This is a genomic window from Amycolatopsis sp. MJM2582, from assembly GCF_000754115.1.
Taxonomy (GTDB): Bacteria; Actinomycetota; Actinomycetes; order Mycobacteriales; family Pseudonocardiaceae; genus Amycolatopsis; species Amycolatopsis japonica.
This window is the reverse complement of record NZ_JPLW01000007.1, coordinates 537,189-556,730: the sequence shown is the minus strand read 5'-3', so window position 1 is coordinate 556,730 and position 19,542 is coordinate 537,189. Positions and strand designations below refer to the sequence as shown.

The following is a 19,542-nucleotide window of genomic DNA, read 5'->3' as shown; positions in this document are numbered from 1 at the left end:
CGGCTAGGGCAGCGCGCGCCTTAACAACTCCGCCAGATGCAAAGCCCGCCGCCCGTCGAGCTGCTCGATCTGTGTCCGGCAGCTGAAGCCGTCCGCGACCACTTCGGTGCCCTCGGCCGCGGCGCGGATCGCGGGCAGCATGCGGTCTTCGGCGCAGGCGACGGAAACGTCGTAGTGCCCGCGCTCGAAACCGAAGTTGCCCGCCAATCCACAGCAGCCGGAATCCATTGTGGAATTGTGGATACCCGCGGCGCGCATGGCGGCCTCGTCGGCGTCGAAGCCGAGCACGGCGTGCTGGTGGCAGTGCACCTGACTGAGCGCCTCGACGTCCAGCGAGCGGAATTCGAGCGGCGAATCCTCGACGAGTTCGGCGAAGGTCCTGGTCCGTTCGGCGAGCAGTTCCGCCACCGGGTCGCCGGGGAGCAGCGCCGGGAGGTCACCGCGGAAGAGCGCCGTGCAGCTCGGCTCCAGCCCGGCCACCAGATACCCCGCCCGCAGGTACGGTTCGAGCACGGAAAGCGTGCGGCGCAACACGTTCTTCGCGACATCGAGCTGTCCGGTCGACACCCAGGTGAGACCGCAGCAGACGCCGCGATCGGGCAGGACGACGTCGTAGCCCGCGGCGGTGAGCACCTCCGTCGCGGCGTCGAGGACGTCCGGCGTGAGGTAGTTGTTGAAGGAGTCGGGCCACAGCACCACGGGCCGGGCACCGGTCGCCCAGCGTTTGAGATCCGTCCGCCGCCGGGTGAACGGCGCCGCCGCGAAGGTCGGCAGATCCCGTTCCGTCGCGATCCCGCCGAACTTCTTCAGCAGTCCGGAGAACCGGCGCGACAGCGTGTTCGCCAGCCGGGGCGCGAGTGACGCCGCACGCAGCCACACCGGCAGCCAGCCCATCGAATAATGCGACGCCGGGCGGATCCGTCCTTTGTGGTGCTGGTGCAGGAATTCCGCCTTGTACGTCGCCATGTCGACGTCGACCGGACAATCGGACAGGCAGCCCTTGCACGACAGGCAGAGATCCAGCGCCTCGGCGACCTCCTCGGAGCGCCAGCCGTCGGTGATCAGTTCGCCGTTCACCATCTCGGCGAGCAGATGCGCGCGACCCCGCGTCGAATGCTTCTCCTCGCGTGTGGCGCGGTAACTAGGGCACATGACGCCCGCACCGGTGGTGTTGCGGCATTTCCCGACACCGACGCAGCGCCGCATCGCCTGCCCGAAACTCCCCCGGTCCTCCGGGTACGCGAGCGCGGTGACGTCTTCGAGCTCCAGCGGTGCGCGACGGACGCGGAGATCGGCGTCGACCGGCCGGGGATTCACCAGGATGCCGGGGTTCATCATGCCCGCCGGATCGAAGATCCCCTTGAACCGCGCGAAAAGCGCGAGCATCTCGGGACTGTACATCCGGGACAGCAGTTCCGAACGCGCCTGGCCGTCGCCGTGCTCCCCCGACAGCGAGCCGCCGTGCGCGGCGACCAGGTCCGCCGCCTCTTCGAGGAACGACCGGAATCCGGCGATCCCTCGCGGTGAAAGCAGATCGAAGTCCAGCCGCAGGTGCAGGCAGCCCTCGCCGTAGTGGCCGTAGACGACGCTCTTGCGCCCGTGCTCGCGCATGAGCTGCTTGAACTCCCGAAGGTAGGCGCCCAACCGCTCGGGCGGCACGGCCGCGTCCTCCCAGCCGGGCCAGGCTTCCTCACCCCCGGCGAGCCGGGTCGCGAGACCGGCGCCCTCCTCCCGGATCCGCCACAGCCGCTTCTGCGCGGCCGCGTCGTCCAGCAGCGTGGATCCGGTCAGCGCGCCACGGAGCCCGTCGATCAGCCCGCGTGCCTGGCCCTGGTCGGCCATTTCGACGAACAGCCAGGCGCCACCGGGCGGCAGACCGTCGGCGCGACCGGGCTCCAGCAGCGCGACCAGATCCGCGTCGACGCCTTCGACGGTCAGCGGCGACCACGGCAGGATCGCCGGGACGGCGTCGGCCGCGGCGATGTCGGATTCGAAGCCGAGTACCGCGAGCACCTTGCGTTCCGGCACTTCGGCGAGCGAGACCAGCGCCTCCAGCACGGTGACGCAGGTGCCCTCGCTGCCGACCAGTGCCTTGGCGACGTCGAAACCGTTCTCCGGCAACAGGTGTTCCAGCCCGTATCCGGAGACCCGCCTGCTGAAGGAGGACAGTTCGGTGCGCAGCAACGCCAGGTTGTCCCGGACCAGCGCGCGCAGTTCGGAGAAGACCCGTCCTTCGGTGCCGGGCTTGGCCGCACGAGCGTCCACTTCGGACGGTGAGGTCGGCCCGACGGTCAACCGCGTGCCGTCGTGGAGCAGCACGTCCAGCTCCCGGACGACGTCGACCGTGCGCCCCCAGGCCACCGAATGCGAACCGCAGGCGTTGTTGCCGATCATCCCGCCGATCGTGCAGCGCGAATGCGTCGACGGGTCGGGGCCGAACCGGAGCCCGTGCGGCGCGGCGAGCCGCTGGAGGTCGTCGAGGACGGTGCCCGGGGCGACCCTCGCCGTGCGCGCCGCCGGGTCGAGGTCGAGGACCCCGCCGAGATGACGCGAAGTGTCGATCACGACGCCCGGCCCGCACGAGTTGCCCGCGACGCTGGTGCCGCCGCCGCGCGCGATCACCGGCAGCCCGGCCCGGCGGCAGGCGGCGACGGCCTCGATCACCTCGTCGACGCTCCGCGGCAGCACCACGCCCTTCGGCACGTGCCGGTAGTTGGAGGCATCGGTCGTGTACAGCGCCAGTGTCGCGGCGTCGGCCAGGATCTCCACGGGGTCCATTCAAGACAACCGCGGCCGGAACCGCATCGGTGAACCTCTCCGGACGGGTGTGTCGGAAACCACGTCCGATATGCGATCGTGAGCGCGTGACGGCGAGACGGCACGCCGCTGAAGAGCTCGCCGCCGAGCACAGCGCGGTGCTCGGCGGGCTTCTTCGCGAGCGCGAAGAGCTGCTCGCGACCCTCGACCGGGTCGCGGCCCTCAACGGCACCGCGCGGCTGATCCGCGAGTCGATCGGCACGCATTCCGGCTTCGTCGCCGAGCTGGCCGGACCCGAACAGGCGGTGATCCGCTGGATGTCGGGCACCCGCACCGACGCCCTGCAGGATCTCGCCGTGCCGATCGGCCAGGGCATCGGCGGGCGGGTGCTCGCGCTGGGCAGGCCCGTGCGGGTCAACGACTACGTCAGCTCGCCGAGTATCACCCACCAGTTCGACGCGCAGGTCCGCGGCGAGGGGCTCGCCGCGATGATCGCCGTCCCGATCGTCAGCGGGACCGAGACCGTCGCCATCGCGTACGCCGCCATGCGCGAGCGCCGGGACTTCGGCGACGACGCGGTCCAGTCCCTCGAGGACATCGCCACCGAGGCGGGCCGGGCGCTGAAACTGGCATCGGTCGCCGAGGCCGACCGCGAGACCGCGCTGTCCGCCGAGCGGCTCCGGATGCAGAGCGCGCTGCACGATTCGGTCGGCGCGCTGCTGTTCTCCATCGGCGTCCAGGTACGGAACCTGCACGAAGACATCAGCGACAACCCGGCGCTCGAATCGCGGCTGCGGCGGCTGGAGGGCGACGTGTCGGCCGCGTCGAGGGCGCTGCGCGAGTCGCTGCTCGCGCTGTCGGAGTCGAGCCCGGAACGCGCGCTGCCGGTGGAGCTGGCCGAGCACTGCCGTTCGTTCCAGGCGCGCTGCGGTGTCCCGGCGCGTTTCGTGCAGCTCGCCCCGGTGCCGCGGCTGGACGCCGAACGCACCGGCGTCCTGGTCGCGGCCGTCCGGGAGGGCCTGCTCAACGTGGAGAAACACGCCGAAGCGCTGTCCGTCGTGGTGAGTCTCCTGCCCAGTGAGGAAGGTGTGCAGGTGGTCGTCGCCGACGACGGCACCGGACGCCGCGCCGAAGACACCGACGAGCCCGGACCCGGCACCGGGATGGGGCTGCGCGCGCTGGCCGAACGCGCCGCGCGGGTCGGCGGCCGGGTCAGCCTGGTCCGCGACGACGACGACGGTTGCACGCTGCGCGCCTGGGTGCCGGAACCGTGCCGTCGCCGGTGACGGTCCTCGTCGTGGACGACCATCCGGTGGTCCGCGACGGGGTGAGCCTGCTGCTGCGCTACGACCCGGCGATGACCGTGGTCGGCTCGGCCGAGACCGGCCGGTCCGCGATCCGGCGGGCGGGTGAGCTGAAACCGGCGTTGATCCTGCTGGACCTGCGGCTGCCGGACATGCTCGCGCCCGAGGTCATCGCCGAACTCCGGCGCGTGCACCCGGCCGGGCGGATCGTGGTGTTCACCGCGCACGGCGACCATCAGGGCGTGCGGGCCGCGCTGGACTCCGGGGCGCACGGCTGCCTGCTCAAGGACGTCGCCGGGACGGATCTGGTGGCGGCGTTGCGGCAGGTGCTCAAGGGCGAGCGCGTCGTCGATCCGCGGATCTTCCCCGACGACGGCCAGCGGTCCGACGCGCTGGCCCGCAGCGGCCTGACGCGGCGCGAGTACGAGGTCCTGCGGCTCGCCGCGCAGGGCCAGACGAATCCGGAGATCGCGGAATCGACCGGGCTGGCGCGGAACACCGTCAAGACCTATCTGCAGTCCGCGCTGCACAAACTCGGCGCCCGGAACCGCGTCGAGGCCATCGGCAAGGCCTCCGAAGCCGGCCTCCTCTGACGCGTTTCGTCCTCTGAATGCGGTAGTTGCACGCGCAAGGACCGCATTCAGAGGACGAATTGCGTCGTGTCCGTTTTGTGTCCGGGTGGGTCTCCAGGTGGGGGTAACGCGGCGGAGGGTGCCCACGCAGGATGACCGCCACCGATCGTGACTCGCGTCACACGAACGGAGGAGGCGGCTTGCTCAGTGTTCGTGATCTCCAGGTGCGGTACGGCCGGTCGGTGGCCGCGCTGCACGGGGTCGACCTCGACGTTTCACCTGATGGCGTGCTGGCCGTCCTCGGCAGCAACGGCGCCGGGAAGTCGACGCTGCTGCGCACCGTTTCCGGCACGCTGCGGATGCACCGCGGCTCGGTTTCCGCCGGCGAGGTGCGCTACGACGGCAAACCACTGACCAAACTGGACCCCGCCCGCATCGTCGGTCTCGGCGTGGTCGGCGTCCCCGAAGGCCGCCAGGTCTTCGCGCGGATGACGGTCGAGGAGAACCTGCGCGCCGGCGGGATCGGCGCCCGCTCCCCCGAGCAGCGCGCCGCCGCCCGCAAACGCGTCGACGAGCTCTTCCCGGTCCTGTCCGAACGCGCCAAACAGCGCGCCGGCCTGCTTTCCGGCGGCGAGCAGCAGATGCTCGCGATCGGCCGTGCGCTGATGTCCGGCCCGCGGCTCCTGCTGCTCGACGAACCTTCGCTCGGTCTCGCGCCGAAGATCGTCGAGCGGATCGGCGACATCATCCGCGAGATCCACGAACAGGGCACCGCCGTGGTCCTGGTCGAGCAGAACGCCGTGATGGCGTTGCGCGTCGCCGACCACGCGATCGTCCTCGAAGTCGGCCGGGTCGCGCTGGCCGGGACGACGGCCGAGCTCGCCGCGAGCGAGGAGGTCCAGCGCCTTTACCTGGGCGGTCACGCCGAATCGCAGGCCACCGCCGAAGCCGAAGCCGCCGACGCCCGCAAGCACCTCGCGGGCCGGAGCCTGTCGAGGTGGGCCTGATGACGCCGCCCGAATTGCACGTCGAGAACGTGACCCTGCGCTTCGGCGGGATCCGGGCGCTGGACGACGTCTCGCTCACCGTCGGCTCCGGTTCGCTGCACGCGCTCATCGGCCCGAACGGCGCCGGGAAGTCCAGCTGTTTCAACGTGATCAGCGGCCTCTACCGGGCGAACACGGGCAGCGTCCGGCTCGGCGACACCGTCCTTTCCGGACTCGCGCCGCATCGGCTCGCCCGGCTCGGGGTCGGCCGGTCGTTCCAGAACGCCGCCCTCTCCCCCGGCTCGACCGTGCTCGACAACGTCATGCTCGGCCGTCACGCGCTGACCAAGGGCGGTTTCCTCGCCTGCGGCCTCCGTCTGCCGTGGACGGTCCGGGCCGAGCGCCGCCATGCCGAACGGGTCCGGGAGATCTGCGACTTCCTCGGCATCGGCGCGCTGGTGGACCTCCCGGTCGGCGCGCTGCCCTACGGCGCGGTGAAACGCGTCGACCTCGCCCGCGCGCTCGCCGTCGAACCGGTCCTGTTGCTGCTCGACGAACCCGCGGCGGGCATGAACGCGACCGAGACCGCCGAGCTGGCCGGGACGATCCGCGACGTCCGCGACGAACTCGGCATCTCGATCCTGCTGGTGGAACACGACATGGGGCTGGTGATGGGCATCGCCGACCGGGTCACCGTCCTGGACTTCGGCAAGCGCATCGCCGACGGCACACCGGCCGAGGTCCAGTCGGATCCGGACGTGATCAGGGCATATCTCGGCACGGAGGCCACGGCGTGAACACATTCCTGCAACTCGTGGTGAACGGACTCGGCAAGGGCGCGGTGTTCGCGTTGCTGGCGCTGGGTTTCGTGATCATCTTCAAGGCCACCGAGGTGGTCAACTTCGCGCACGGCTCGCTCGTGCTCTTCGGCGGCTACCTGGTCGTCGTGACCCGCGAAACGCTCGGCTGGGTGGGTGCCTCGCTGGCCGGCATCGTCTCGGCGGGTCTGCTCGCCCTCCTGCTGGAACGGTTCCTGCTGTCCCGCTCCAGGCACGCGGACGCGAACAGCCTGGCGTTGCTGACCATCGGCGTCGACGTGATCATCACCGAGGAGATCGTGCGGCGGCTCGGCGTCACGTTGCCGTTCCTCGGCGACGCCTGGGACGCGAAACCGTTCCAGCTCGGCGGGATCACGCTGTTCCGCACGCATCTGGTGGCGCTGCTCGTCGCCGCCGTGCTGATCACCGCGTTCACGCTGGCGTTCAAGTACTCGAACTGGGGCGTCGCGATGCGGGCACAGGCCGAGAACCGCGAGGCCGCCGCGCTGATGGGCATCCGCAGTTCCCGGGTGACCGCGACCGCCTGGGTGGTCGCGGGCGTCCTCGCCGGGGTCGCGGTGCTCTTCATCGCCACGCAGGACTTCTCCGGCGCGGGGCTGTCCCGCGGCACGCACTCCATCGCGCTCGCCGCGTTCCCCGCGGCCATCCTCGGCGGGCTGGACTCGACGGCGGGCGCGGTGGTGGGCGGCCTCGTCGTCGGGCTGGTCGAGGCGCTTTCCGCGCAGTACGTGTCGTTCGACTTCTCCAAGAGCGCGGTCTTCCTGGTCATGCTCGTGGTCCTGGTGGTGCGGCCGTCGGGGTTGTTCGGGACGAGGGAGAGCACCCGTGTCTGACACCGCCGTGAAAACCCCCGCCGCCGCCCCGACGGCACCGCCCCCGAAACGCGATCGGGGACGCCTGCTCAAGGCATTGGCCTGGGTCGCGCTGCTGGTGGTCCTGCTCGCGATCCCGTTGTACCTCGACGCCGCCTGGCTGAAGGCCGGGCAGTACATGATGATCGGCGGGGTCGGCGCGATCGGGCTGACACTGCTGGTCGGGCAGGCCGGGCAGTTGTCGCTGGCGCACGCGTTCTTCCTGCTGGCGGGCGCGACCGGGTACACCGTCCTTTCCGGACCGTCCGACGACGAGCGCGTGATCGGGCTCGGGCTCGATCCCGGGCTGTCGCTGATCGGCGCGGTGGTCGTCGCCGCGCTGCTGGGGCTGGCGTTCGCGCCGGTCTCCGGACGATTGCGCGGGATCTATCTCGGTGTCGCGTCGCTTTCGCTGGTGTTCCTCGGGCTCTACTTCGGACAGTCGGCCGAGACGCTGACCGGTGGGACGTCGACCGGGCGCACCCCGGAACCGTTCTCGCTGTTCGGCTTCCCGTTCACCAACGGCGGCCCCGAGATCGAGCTGATGGGCGTGCCGATCCGGCAGGCGGAACGGCTCTGGTACCTGTTCCTGCTGCTGACCGTGCTCGCGTTCGTCGTCGCCAAGGCGGCGGTGCGCAGCCGGGTCGGCCGGTCGTGGCGGGCGGTGCGCGACAACGAGGCCGCCGCGTCCGTGATGGGCGTCAGCGTCACGCGGGCCAAGGCGGGCGCGTTCGCGGTCTCCTCGGCGTACGCGGGGCTCGCGGGCGCGATGACCGTGCTGTGGTTCGACATCCTCAAACCCGACGAGAGCGAATTCGGCACGTACGGCATCAACATCTCCATCGCCTTCCTGGCCATGGTGATCATCGGGGGACTCGGCTCGGTGCCCGGCGCGCTGGTGGGCGCGCTGATCGTCAACGGGCTGCCGCAGGTGCTTTCGCTGTATTCCGCCGATCTCGGCTGGTTCTCCGGAACCGGGGACGGCGCCTTGACCCCGATCCTGGTCAGTTCGTTCGTCTACGGCGCCGCGATCATCCTCGTGGTGCTCTTCGAACCGGGCGGACTCGCCGCGATCGGACGACGGATCACACCCGCCAAGAAACCTCATCTCCCGGAGGAGCAAGACAAATGAAGCGCATCTATCCGGCCGTCGCGCTGGCGGCGGTCCTCGCCCTTTCGGCGTGCAGCACGAAAGCGGGCGACTCGGGGTCCTCGGGGGCGGACGGTTCGGGCGTCAAGACCGACAAAGGGGCGACGGCCTCGGAGATCACCCTCGGCGTGATGACCGACAAGACCGGGGTGTTCAAGAACCTCGGGCTCGGTATCACGCAGGGGAACGAGTTGTGGGCCAAGGACTTCAACGCCGCGGGCGGGGTGTGCGGCCGTCAGGTCAAACTCGAGACCGTCGACCACGGCTACAAGGCGGACACGGCGAAGACGCTGTATCCGCAGATCGAGCCGAAGGTCCTCGGCTTCGTGCAGCTGCTCGGCTCGCCGGTGGTGGCCGCGCTGAAGCAGAACATCGCCTCGGACAAGACCGTCGCCGCGCCCGCGTCGTGGTCTTCGGAACTGCTCGACAACCAGTACGTGATGATCGTCGGGACGACGTACGACCTGGAGATCATCGACGGGCTGTCGTACTTCCAGGAAAAGGGCCTGGTGAAGGACGGCGACACGATCGGGCACGTCTACATCGACGGCGAGTACGGCAAGAACGGCCTGCGCGGCTCGCAGTTCTACGCCAAGAAGCACAATCTGACGGTGAAGGAGGTCAAGATCACCTCCACGGACAACGACCTCACCAACATCATCACCGGGCTCAAAGGCGACGGGGTGAAGTCCATCGTTCTCACCACCACTCCGGCACAGACCGGTTCCGCCCTCGCGGCGAACAAGGCGCTCGGACTGAACGTGCCGGTGCTCGGGAACAACCCGACCTTCGACCCCGTGCTGCTGAAGAGCCCCGCGGCGAACGCGCTGGACAAACTGACGATCGTCGCCAGCAGTGTCCCGTTCTCCGCCGACATCCCCAAGGCCAAGGAAGTCGCCACGAAGTACAAGGCGGCGTACAAGGAGACCCCGAACGGCGGGATCCCCTATGGCTACGCGGTCGGCGAGGTGTGGGGCGCGGTGCTCAAGAAGGCCTGCGAGAACAAGGACCTCACCCGTGACGGCGTCGCGGCGGCGCTGAAGCAGACGACGTCGGCGAGCACGGAGGATCTCGTGGCGGCGCTGGACTTCTCGAAGCCGGGCACCCCGGCGACACGTCAGGTGTACGCGGCGACACCGGACGCGTCGGCCGAGGGCGGCGTCCGCTACGTCAAGCCGCTGTTCGAGGCTCCCGAGGCGAAGGAGTACGTGGCCCCGCACCAGAAGTGAGTCTCGCTTCGGCGAGCGCGTCCGCTTCGGCCAACGGCGTGGTGCCGTTGGCCGAAGCGGCGTCGAGGATCCCTTGCGTGGTCTTCTCCAGTGCCTCGACGCGGGTGAGCGCCTCGGCGTGCGTGAGGTTCTCCTTCTCCCGGCCGAGGGTGTAGACGACTCCCCCGGCGCTCGCGACGAAATCCGGGATCCACAGGACTCCCCGGGCGGCGAGGTCGCCGGCCACTGTGTCGTCGGTGAGCTGGTTGTTGGCCGGGCCGACGACGAGCGGCGCGGCGACCTCGGTTCCGGGGCCGAAGACCCCGCCAACGGCCGCGGGGATCAGGACGTCGGCTTCGACGCCGAGCACCTTCTCCGGCTGGACCAGGGTCAGGCCTTGTCCGCGGGCCGCGGCGAGGCGTCGTTCGTCCACATCGGACACGACGACCTCGGCGCCCTGCTCGACCAGGTTCGCGGCGAGGTGGGCACCGACCGAGCCGTAGCCGCTGACGACCACCTTGCGGCCGTTCATCCCGTCGTCGCCGAAGACCGCCCGCGCCCCCGCTCGCAGCGCGGCGAGCACGCCGACGGCGGTCGGCCCGCTCGAAGAACCGGTGCCGCCGTGCTCCTCGGGCAGGCAGAAGACGTGCGGGGTCCGCTCGCGCAGCACGAGCATGTCGTCCGGGCCGGTTCCGACGTCGGGTCCGGCGAGATACGCACCGTCGAGTGACGCGATGAGGTCCGCGTGGTCGAGCAGGATCTCGCGCCGCTGTTCGACGGACGGCACGCCGTCGAGCGCGACGACACTCTTCCCACCGCCGAAGTCCAGCCCCGCGACCGCGCATTTGCGGGTCATCGCCGCGGACAACCGCAGGACGTCGTCGATCGCGTCGTGGACGCGCGGATAGACCTTGAACCGGCAGCCCCCGACGGCCGGGCCGAGCGTGCTGGAATGCACGGCCACCATCGTTGTCACCCCGGACCGGCGCCCCCGCCGGACGACCAGCTCCTGTACGGACATCTGACTCCCCTTCTTCGCATTTAGTCGACTGAATGCGCCGAAGTTAGGGTGATGCGCAGGGTTACGGAGTCCTTGCCGAACGATATTCGGCAAGGCTGGTGAAGGAGTGGGCGTGGACGAACTTGATTCGGCGATCATCCGGGAACTCCAGGCGGATGCGCGGCAGTCGAACCGCGACATCGCCCGCAAGGTCGGCGTCGCACCGTCGACCTGCCTGGAACGGACGCGGCTGCTGCGGGAGCGCGGCGTCATCCGCGGGTACCACGCGGACATCGACCTGCGCAGCCTCAACCGCGGCGTGCAGGCGATGGTCTCGGCGCAGGTGCGGCCGCTGAGCCGGGAGGTGATCGATTCCTTCCAGCGCTCGGTCGCGGAATTGCCGGAGGTCCTCTCCGTTTTCGTCACCGCCGGCAGCGACGATTTCCTGATCCACGTCGCCGCCCAGGACGTCGATCAGCTCCACGCATTCCTGGTGGATCGTTTGGCGAAGCGCAAAGAGATCATCGGCTTCCGGAGTTCGATCATTTTCCGGCATCTGCGCAAGACCGAGCTGGAACCCCTTCCGCGCCGAATACCGGGTGACACCCCCTAGGTCCTCACCCCGGAATACCCGACACACCACCCCTAAGTACGCCCGAAATCCGAGACTTCGCATCGTAGGAGACGGAAACTGTCGGGGGTATGGGTTTCACTGTTCACAGCGGAAACGGAAAGGAGGCGCGCCATGGACGTTCGGACAGGCCTGAACCATCGTGAGCGGGCCACCCTGAGAGCCGTGGCCGAGGGCCACGCCGAAATCAGCTGCAGCTGCGAGCCGGACCTGTTCGTCGACGGTCTCGCCTGCTGCGACCAGCACACCGCGCATCGTCTCGCCCACCTCGGCCTGGTGATGCCCGCGCGGGGCGGCCGCTGGGGCGAGCGGGTTCCCGCCCTGCTCACCGAGGCCGGAGCGGTGGCGCTGGAAGGCGCGTTCCCGCCGCTGGCCGCCGCTTAAAAACGTTTGCGGGTGCGCGCGGGGAGCGCCACGATCTCGTGATGCGTGTCTTTCTGGAGACCGAGCGGCTCGTGCTGCGGCAGTTCACCGGTGCCGACGTCGACGACCTGTTCGCGCTCTACGACGATCCCGAAGTCATGCGGTACCTCAATGGGGGCGAACCCGCCGACCGGGCGGAGATCGAAAAGCTGGACCTTCCCGCCTTTCTCGGTTACTACGAGCGTTTCCCCGGTTACGGGTTCTGGGCGGCGATCGAGAAAGCGAGCGGGGATTTCCTGGGGTGGTTCCATTTCCGCCCGCTGCGGGGACACCACACGGACGATCCCGAGCTGGGGTACCGGCTGAACCGGTCGGCCTGGGGCAAGGGATACGCGACCGAAGGTTCGCTCGCGCTCCTGGAGAAGGGGTTCACCGAATTGGGCGCCCGGCGGATCTGGGCGGCGACCATGGCGGTGAACCTGGGGTCCCGGCGGGTCATGGAAAAGATCGGGATGCGGTACGTCCGGACCTACCACCAGCACTTCGACCACCCGATCCCCGGCACGGAGGAGGGCGAGGTCGAGTACGCCATCACCCTGGACGAGTGGCGGTCGGCGCCCGAACCGCATTCAGAGGACTAAACGCGGCCGGTGGGCAGCCAGGTTTCGCCGATCTCCTCGGCCAGGGCCTCCCCGCCGGTGAGGTCGGCGAGCCAGGCGTGGAACGTCTCACCCTGGTCCGGCGCGAGCCCGACGTCGAAATGCGCGACGTCCTCGAAGCGCGTCGCGTGCAGTAGGTACGGAGACGAGCGGATGTCGTTCTCCAGGCGGCCGGCCCGGTCGTAGTCGACGACGACCTCCACCAGCCGCAGCCGCCGGTACTCCCGCACCCCGATGACGTCGACGGCCTCCGAAACGGCCTGCCCGTACGCCCGGATCAAGCCACCGGCGCCGAGCAGCACCCCGCCGAAGTACCGGGTCACCACGGCGACCGTGTCGGTCAGCTCGCGGCGGCGGAGCACCTCGAGCATCGGGGTGCCCGCCGTGCCCGCGGGCTCGCCGTCGTCACTCGAACGTTGAGTCCTGCCGTCGGCGCCCAGCACGAACGCGTGACAGTGGTGCCGGGCCGCCGGATCGGCCTTCTTCCTGGCGGCGATCACTTCACGGGCGGCCTCCTCCGAGGCGACCGGCGCGAGCGCGCAGAGGAAGCGCGACCGCCGGATTTCGATCTCGTGGACCCCGGTACCCGCCACGGTGAGATAACGATCCGCCATCGGCCAAGCCTCTCAAACCGGGCAGGTCGCTCTGCCGTTCGGGCGATTCGCCGGTCACCCGAGGTCACCACCGCAGGAGCGAAACCCACTCTTCCGCGCGACCCAGGTCACACTTTCGGACGAGCCGGGCAGCGATAATCGCAGGTCAACGCGCTGATGCCCCACTCAGTGGACACGTCATTCCAGCCCGTGGGCAGATGATGTTTGAAGTCAACGCCCGCGTGGCATTTCCCACCCCGACCAAGCGACGTATGTCGATAACAGCGATTTCACACTATCGTCATAAGACCGGCGAACCCGGGAGTAACACGTGTACCCGCCAGCCACCCACCACAGCGGCCAGGCGGCACCCACGTGCACAGCAGTACCGATATGCGCATCGGCCGCCCAGTGCAGTGCGGCTCTACGAGGCCTGCCCCCGTTTCCGCGGGCGGGATCGTTCCCTCTCGACTGACCATCGCGGTCCCGGACCACTCCGTTAACTGGTTCACGTCCGAACCACCCGAACGGAGTGTTACCGGTCGCGCCGACGCCTTGGGAGGCGGCCAGCCGTGACCCACCATGCCAGCTACAAGGGCAGCAAGGCCCCCGAAGGCCTGTACGACCCGGAGTTCGAACACGACGCCTGTGGTGTCGCGTTCGTCGCCGATCTCTCCGGTAAACGCGATCACGGCATCGTCGCCAAAGCGCTGATCGCGCTGCGGAACCTGGAACATCGCGGGGCCCGCGGCGCCGACCCGGAGACCGGCGACGGCGCCGGGATCCTCATCCAGGTCCCCGACGAGTTCTATCGCGAGGTCGTCGACTTCGACCTTCCCTCGGCCGGCGCCTACGCCGTCGGCACCGCTTTCCTTCCGCAGGACGAAAAGGCCCGCGGCCGGGCGATGACGACCATCGAGCGCGTCGCCGCCGAAGAGGGCATGCGCGTGCTCGGCTGGCGTGACCTTCCCGTCGACACGGATCACGTCGGCACCGGCGCGGCCGAGACCATGCCGCATTTCAGCCAGTTGTTCCTCGCCGGGAACGACGCGCTGGAGCGCCTGGCGCTGGAGCGCGCCGCCTTCGTCGTGCGCAAACGCGCCGAGCACGAGCTCGTCGAGGACGACGTCTACTTCCCCAGCCTGTCCTCGCGCACGATCGTCTACAAAGGAATGCTCACCGAGCCGCAGGTCGAGAAGTTCTTCGCCGACCTCACCGACGAGCGCGTCACCAGCGCCATCGGCCTGGTGCACTCCCGCTTCTCCACCAACACCTTCCCGTCGTGGCCGCTGGCGCACCCGTACCGGTACGTCGCCCACAACGGCGAGATCAACACGTTGCGCGGCAACCGGAACTGGATGGACGCGCGTGAGGCGCTCCTCGAATCCGACCTGATCCCCGGTGACCTCAAGCGGATCTACCCGATCATCACCCGTGGCGCGAGCGACTCGGCGTCCTTCGACGAGGTGCTGGAGCTGCTCCACCTCGGCGGCCGTTCGCTGCCCCACGCGGTGCTGATGATGATCCCGGAGGCCTGGGAGAACCATCAGGAGATGGACCCCGCGCGCCGTGCGTTCTACGAGTTCCACTCGACGCTGATGGAGCCGTGGGACGGCCCCGCGCTGGTCTCCTTCACCGACGGCACTCAGATCGGCGCGGTCCTCGACCGCAACGGCCTGCGCCCCGCCCGGTACTGGGTCACCGAAGACGGCCTCGTCGTCCTCGCCAGCGAGGTCGGCGTGCTGGAGCTGGACCAGTCCACCATCGTCCGGAAAGGACGGTTGGAGCCGGGCCGCATGTTCCTCGTGGACACGGCCGCCGGCCGGATCGTCGAGGACGAGGAGATCAAGAACGAGCTCGCCACCGAGCACCCGTACGACGAATGGGTCGAGGACGGCCTGCTCCCGCTCGACGGGCTTCCCGCGCGGGAGCGCGAGATCCCGCCGCACGCCGCGCTCGTGCGCCGTCAGCAGGCGTTCGGCTACACCGAGGAGGAGCTCGACGTCCTGCTCGAGCCGATGGCCCGCACCGGCGCGGAGCCGATCGGCTCGATGGGCAACGACTCCCCCATCGCCTCGCTGTCCAGCCGCCCGCGGCTGCTCTTCGACTACTTCATCCAGCTCTTCGCCCAGGTGACCAACCCGCCGCTGGACGCGATCCGCGAGGAACTGGTCACCTCGCTGGGCACCCAGCTGGGCGCGGAGCCGAACCTGCTGCAGGCAGACGCCAAGTCGTGCCGCCGGATCGTGCTGCCGTTCCCGGTGCTGGACAACGACGAGTTCGCGAAGCTGGTGCACGTCAACGACGACGGCGACCTGCCGGAGTTCCAGGCGGTCACCGTGCAGGGCACCTACGACGTCCACGGCGGCGGCGAGGCGCTCGTGCGGCGGCTCGACGAGATCCGCGCCGAGGTGTCGGCGGCCATCGCCGAGGGCGCGCGGCTGATCGTGCTGTCCGACCGCGGGATCGACGAGGACCACGCGGCCATCCCGTCGCTGCTGCTCACCGGTGCGGTGCACCACCACCTGGTGCGCGAGAAGACCCGCACGCAGGTCGGCCTCATCGTCGAGGCGGGCGACGCGCGCGAGGTGCACCACATCGCGCTGCTGATCGGCTACGGCGTCGCGGCGGTGAACCCGTACCTGGCGATGGCGACCGTCGAGGAGATGGCCGAGCAGGGCCTGATCGCCGGTGCCACCGCCAAGCAGGCGACCGCGAACCTGATCAAGGCGCTGGGCAAGGGCGTCCGCAAGACGATGTCGAAGATGGGTGTGTCCACAGTGGCCTCCTACACCGGCGCGCAGATCTTCGAAGCGGTCGGGCTCGGCGAAGAGGTCATCCAGAACTGCTTCACCGGCACCACTTCCCGGCTCGGCGGCGTCGGCTTCGACACGCTCGCCCTGGAGGTCGCCGAACGGCACCGCCGCGCGTTCCCGCGCGACGGGTTCCGCGCGAACCACCGCGAGCTGGAGACCGGCGCGGACTACCAGTGGCGCCGCGAGGGCGAGCCGCATCTGTTCAACCCGCAGACGGTGTTCAAGCTGCAGCACTCCACCCGTGCCGGGAAGTACGAGGTCTTCAAGGAGTACACGAAGGCCGTCGACGACCAGGCGCAGAAGCTGTACACGCTGCGCGGGCTGTTCGACTTCAAGGTCGGCCAGCGGCCGGCGGTGCCGATCGACGAGGTCGAACCGATCTCCGAGATCGTCAAGCGGTTCGCCACCGGCGCGATCTCCTACGGGTCGATCTCGGCGGAGATGCACGAAACCCTGGCCATCGCGATGAACCGGCTCGGCGGCAAGTCGAACACCGGTGAGGGCGGCGAGGATCCGGAACGGCTCTACGACCCCGAGCGCCGCAGCGCGGTCAAGCAGGTCGCGAGCGGCCGGTTCGGCGTCACGAGCGAGTACCTGGTCAACGCCGACGACATCCAGATCAAGATGGCGCAGGGCGCGAAGCCCGGTGAGGGCGGCCAGCTGCCCGGCGCGAAGGTGTACCCGTGGATCGCGAAGACGCGGCACTCCACGCCGGGGGTCGGGCTCATCTCCCCGCCGCCGCACCACGACATCTACTCGATCGAGGATCTGGCGCAGCTGATCCACGACCTCAAGAACGCCAACCCGGCCGCGCGCATCCACGTGAAGCTCGTGTCCGAGGTCGGCGTCGGCACGGTCGCGGCCGGGGTTTCCAAGGCGCACGCGGACGTCGTGCTGATCTCCGGCCACGACGGCGGCACGGGCGCTTCGCCGCTGTCGTCGATCAAGCACGCGGGCGGCCCGTGGGAACTCGGGCTCGCCGAGACGCAGCAGACGTTGCTGGCCAACCGGTTGCGCGACCGGATCGTCGTGCAGACCGACGGCCAGCTCAAGACCGGCCGCGACGTCGTCATCGCCGCGCTGCTCGGGGCCGAGGAGTTCGGTTTCGCGACGGCGCCGCTGGTGGTGTCCGGCTGCATCATGATGCGGGTGTGTCACCTCGACACCTGCCCGGTCGGCGTCGCCACGCAGAACCCGAAGCTGCGCGAGAAGTTCAGCGGCAAGGCCGAGTACGTGGTGAACTTCTTCGAGTTCATCGCCCAGGAGGTCCGGGAGTACCTGGCGGAGCTGGGTTTCCGGTCCATCGCCGAGGCCGTCGGCCATGCGGAGATGCTCGACAAGCGCAAGGCGATCGACCACTGGAAGGCCGCCGGTCTCGACCTGACGCCGATCTTCCACGTGCCCGACATGGCCCCGGCCGGACTGCGCCACCAGCAGACCGTCCAGGACCACGGGCTGGAGAAGGCGCTCGACAACACGCTGATCCAGCTGGCCGAGGGCGCGCTGTCGTCCGGGGACAAGGTGCGGCTGGAACTGCCGGTGCGCAACGTGAACCGGACCGTCGGCACCATGCTCGGCCACGAGCTCACCAAGCGGTGGGGCGGCGAAGGCCTGCCGGACAACACGATCGACGTGACCTTCACCGGTACCGCCGGTCAGTCGTTCGGCGCGTTCGTGCCCAAGGGCATCACGCTGCGGCTCTACGGCGACGGCAACGACTACGTCGGCAAGGGCCTGTCCGGCGGACGGCTCATCGTGCGGCCGCCGAAGGTGGCGCGGTACAACGCCGAAGAGCACATCATCGCGGGCAACGTGATCGGCTACGGCGCGACCAGCGGCGAGATCTTCATCCGCGGCAAGGTCGGCGAGCGGTTCTGCGTGCGCAACTCGGGTGCGCTGGCCGTCGTCGAAGGCGTCGGCGACCACGGCTGCGAATACATGACCGGTGGCCGGGTCGTCGTGCTCGGCGGTGTCGGCCGCAACTTCGCGGCCGGGATGTCGGGCGGCACCGCCTACGTGCTGGACCTGCCCGCGCACCGGATCAACCCGGAGATGGTCGACATCGACCCGCTGGATTCGTCCGATGTGGACTTCCTGCGCGAGGCGCTCGAAAAGCATTACGACGAAACGGAGTCCGCCGTCGCGCGTGCGCTGCTCGCCGACTGGGACGCCGCCGTCGACCGGTTCGGCAAGGTCATGCCGAAGGACTACAAGCGCGTGCTCGCGGCGCAGGCGAAGGCCGAGCGTGACGGGCGTGACGTGAACGAGGCGATCATGGAGGCCGCACATGGCTGACCCCAAGGGCTTTCTGACCACCACTCGCGAGACGCCCAAAAGCCGTCCCGTCGACCTGCGCCTGATGGACTGGCGCGAGGTGTACGAGGACTTCGCGACGTCGAAGCTGCAGAAGCAGGCCGGACGCTGCATGGACTGCGGTATCCCGTTCTGTCACCAGGGCTGCCCGCTCGGGAACCTCATCCCCGAGTGGAACACGCTGACCTGGCGCGACGATTGGCGCGACGCGGCCGAGCGGCTGCACGCGACCAACAATTTCCCGGAGTTCACCGGGACCCTCTGCCCGGCGCCGTGCGAGACGGCGTGTGTGCTCGGGATCAACGACGATCCCGTCACCATCAAGCGGGTCGAGATCTCGATCATCGACCGGGCCTTCGAAGAAGGCTGGGTCACGCCGCAGAAGCCGGTGGCGCTCACCGGCAAGAAGGTGGCCGTGGTCGGATCCGGCCCGTCGGGACTCGCCGCGGCGCAGCAGCTCACGCGCGCGGGCCACAGTGTCGTGGTCTTCGAGCGAGCCGACAAGATCGGCGGGCTGCTGCGCTACGGCATCCCCGAATTCAAGATGGAGAAGCACCGGCTCGACCGCCGTCTGGACCAGATGCGCGCCGAGGGCACGGAATTCCGGACCTCGGTGAACGTCGGCGTCGACCTCACCGTCGAGGAGCTGAAGTCGTCCTACGACGCCGTGGTCCTCGCCGGCGGCGCGACCGCGTGGCGGGATCTGCCGATCCCCGGCCGCGAGCACGCCGGTATCCACCAGGCGATGGAGTTCCTGCCGCACGCCAACCGCGTCGCCGCCGGGGAACTGGACGTCTCGCCGATCAGCGCCGAAGGCCTCGACGTCGTGGTCATCGGCGGCGGTGACACCGGCGCGGACTGCGTCGGGACCTCGCACCGCCAAGGCGCGAAATCGGTGACGCAGCTGGAGATCATGCCGAAGCCGCCGCTTTCGCGGTCCGACGCGCACCCGTGGCCGACGTACCCGATGATCTACCGCGTCTCGTCCGCGCACGAGGAGGGCGGCGAGCGGCTGTACTCGGTCAACACCCAGGAGTTCGTCGCGGACGCCGACGGCCGGGTGCGGGCGCTGAAGCTGGTCGAGGTGCGCAACGAGGGCGGCAAGTTCGTCCCGGTGCCCGGCACGGAACGCGAACTGCCCGCGCAGCTGGTGCTGCTGGCGATGGGCTTCGTCGGCCCGGAGCGGGAAGGCCTGCTGGAGTCGCTCGACGTCGAGCTGGACCAGCGCGGCAACGTCGCCCGCGACAAGGCGTTCAAGACCAGTGTCGACAACGTGTTCGTGGCGGGCGACATGGGCCGCGGCCAGTCGCTCATCGTGTGGGCGATCGCCGAAGGCCGGTCCGCCGCGGCTGGGGTGGACGCGTTCCTCACCGGCCGGGACGTGCTGCCCGCGCCGATCGCTCCGACCGACCGGCCGCTCACCTAGGCCGTTTTGCGCGTGAAGGCCCCCTTCCCTCGGCTCAGCGGAGGGAAGGGGGCCTTCACGCGTGTTGCCCCCGT

The 19,542-nt window shown here is 69.5% G+C and carries 15 protein-coding genes; 12 read left to right on the top strand and 3 right to left on the bottom strand.

Translation table 11 applies throughout. The features are described 5' to 3' along the window. Positions 1–3: 3 nt before the first annotated feature. The gene (locus tag ED92_RS37010; RefSeq protein ID WP_235213471.1) at positions 4–2,778 is read right to left on the bottom strand and encodes an FAD-binding and (Fe-S)-binding domain-containing protein; all 2,775 of its coding nucleotides are present in this window, start codon (positions 2,776–2,778) and stop codon (positions 4–6) included. A gap of 86 nt (positions 2,779–2,864) precedes the next feature. Between ED92_RS37010 and ED92_RS37005 the strand changes: the two genes are divergently transcribed. From ED92_RS37005 to ED92_RS36975, 7 genes are all read left to right on the top strand, one after another. After that, positions 2,865–4,043, top strand: a complete 1,179-nt coding sequence (locus tag ED92_RS37005) for a GAF domain-containing protein (protein WP_037346698.1) — start codon at positions 2,865–2,867, stop codon at positions 4,041–4,043. Next, the gene (locus tag ED92_RS37000; RefSeq protein ID WP_037346695.1) at positions 4,028–4,654 is read left to right on the top strand and encodes a response regulator transcription factor; all 627 of its coding nucleotides are present in this window, start codon (positions 4,028–4,030) and stop codon (positions 4,652–4,654) included. Before ED92_RS37005 ends, ED92_RS37000 begins: the two co-directional genes overlap by 16 nt. A 179-nt stretch (positions 4,655–4,833) precedes the next feature. Further along, a complete protein-coding gene (locus ED92_RS36995; RefSeq protein ID WP_037347010.1) occupies positions 4,834–5,640 on the top strand; it encodes an ABC transporter ATP-binding protein in 807 nt (268 codons plus the stop codon). Continuing rightward, entirely contained in the window at positions 5,640–6,416 is a 777-nt protein-coding gene (locus ED92_RS36990) for an ABC transporter ATP-binding protein (RefSeq protein WP_037347008.1), read from the top strand. The genes ED92_RS36995 and ED92_RS36990 overlap by 1 nt, the downstream gene beginning before the upstream one ends. Then, the gene (locus ED92_RS36985) at positions 6,413–7,291 is read left to right on the top strand and encodes a branched-chain amino acid ABC transporter permease (protein WP_037346692.1); all 879 of its coding nucleotides are present in this window, start codon (positions 6,413–6,415) and stop codon (positions 7,289–7,291) included. Before ED92_RS36990 ends, ED92_RS36985 begins: the two co-directional genes overlap by 4 nt. After that, positions 7,284–8,441: a branched-chain amino acid ABC transporter permease gene (locus tag ED92_RS36980; protein WP_081976018.1), complete on the top strand. Its 1,158-nt coding sequence runs from the start codon at positions 7,284–7,286 to the stop codon at positions 8,439–8,441. Before ED92_RS36985 ends, ED92_RS36980 begins: the two co-directional genes overlap by 8 nt. Further along, positions 8,438–9,688, top strand: coding sequence for an ABC transporter substrate-binding protein (locus ED92_RS36975; protein ID WP_037346690.1), 1,251 nt, complete (start codon positions 8,438–8,440; stop codon positions 9,686–9,688). The genes ED92_RS36980 and ED92_RS36975 overlap by 4 nt, the downstream gene beginning before the upstream one ends. Here ED92_RS36975 and ED92_RS36970 read toward each other — a convergent pair. Then, positions 9,630–10,688, bottom strand: a complete 1,059-nt coding sequence (locus ED92_RS36970) for a Glu/Leu/Phe/Val dehydrogenase dimerization domain-containing protein (protein WP_037346687.1) — start codon at positions 10,686–10,688, stop codon at positions 9,630–9,632. The genes ED92_RS36975 and ED92_RS36970 overlap by 59 nt on opposite strands. A 112-nt stretch (positions 10,689–10,800) precedes the next feature. On the opposite strand from ED92_RS36970, the gene ED92_RS36965 reads away from it, so the two are divergent. The 3 genes from ED92_RS36965 (at position 10,801) to ED92_RS36955 (ending at position 12,302) form a co-directional block, all read left to right on the top strand. Next, positions 10,801–11,280, top strand: a complete 480-nt coding sequence (locus ED92_RS36965) for an Lrp/AsnC family transcriptional regulator (RefSeq protein WP_016332097.1) — start codon at positions 10,801–10,803, stop codon at positions 11,278–11,280. A 132-nt stretch (positions 11,281–11,412) separates the two neighbouring features. Continuing rightward, positions 11,413–11,682 (top strand): hypothetical protein, encoded by a 270-nt coding sequence (locus ED92_RS36960; RefSeq protein ID WP_037346685.1) that lies wholly within the window; start codon positions 11,413–11,415, stop codon positions 11,680–11,682. 41 nt (positions 11,683–11,723) lie between these two features. Then, complete coding sequence (locus ED92_RS36955) at positions 11,724–12,302, top strand: GNAT family N-acetyltransferase (RefSeq protein ID WP_037346683.1); 579 nt, start codon at positions 11,724–11,726, stop codon at positions 12,300–12,302. Here the strand turns inward: ED92_RS36955 and ED92_RS36950 are convergent. After that, positions 12,299–12,934, bottom strand: coding sequence for a YigZ family protein (locus ED92_RS36950; protein ID WP_037346681.1), 636 nt, complete (start codon positions 12,932–12,934; stop codon positions 12,299–12,301). The genes ED92_RS36955 and ED92_RS36950 overlap by 4 nt on opposite strands. A 551-nt stretch (positions 12,935–13,485) precedes the next feature. Here ED92_RS36950 and gltB point away from each other — a divergent pair. Together gltB and ED92_RS36940 are read left to right on the top strand one after the other, a co-directional pair. Further along, positions 13,486–18,024, top strand: coding sequence for a glutamate synthase large subunit (gltB, locus tag ED92_RS36945; protein ID WP_037346680.1), 4,539 nt, complete (start codon positions 13,486–13,488; stop codon positions 18,022–18,024). Next, positions 18,017–19,468 (top strand): glutamate synthase subunit beta, encoded by a 1,452-nt coding sequence (locus tag ED92_RS36940; protein ID WP_037346678.1) that lies wholly within the window; start codon positions 18,017–18,019, stop codon positions 19,466–19,468. Before gltB ends, ED92_RS36940 begins: the two co-directional genes overlap by 8 nt. Positions 19,469–19,542 lie beyond the last annotated feature (74 nt).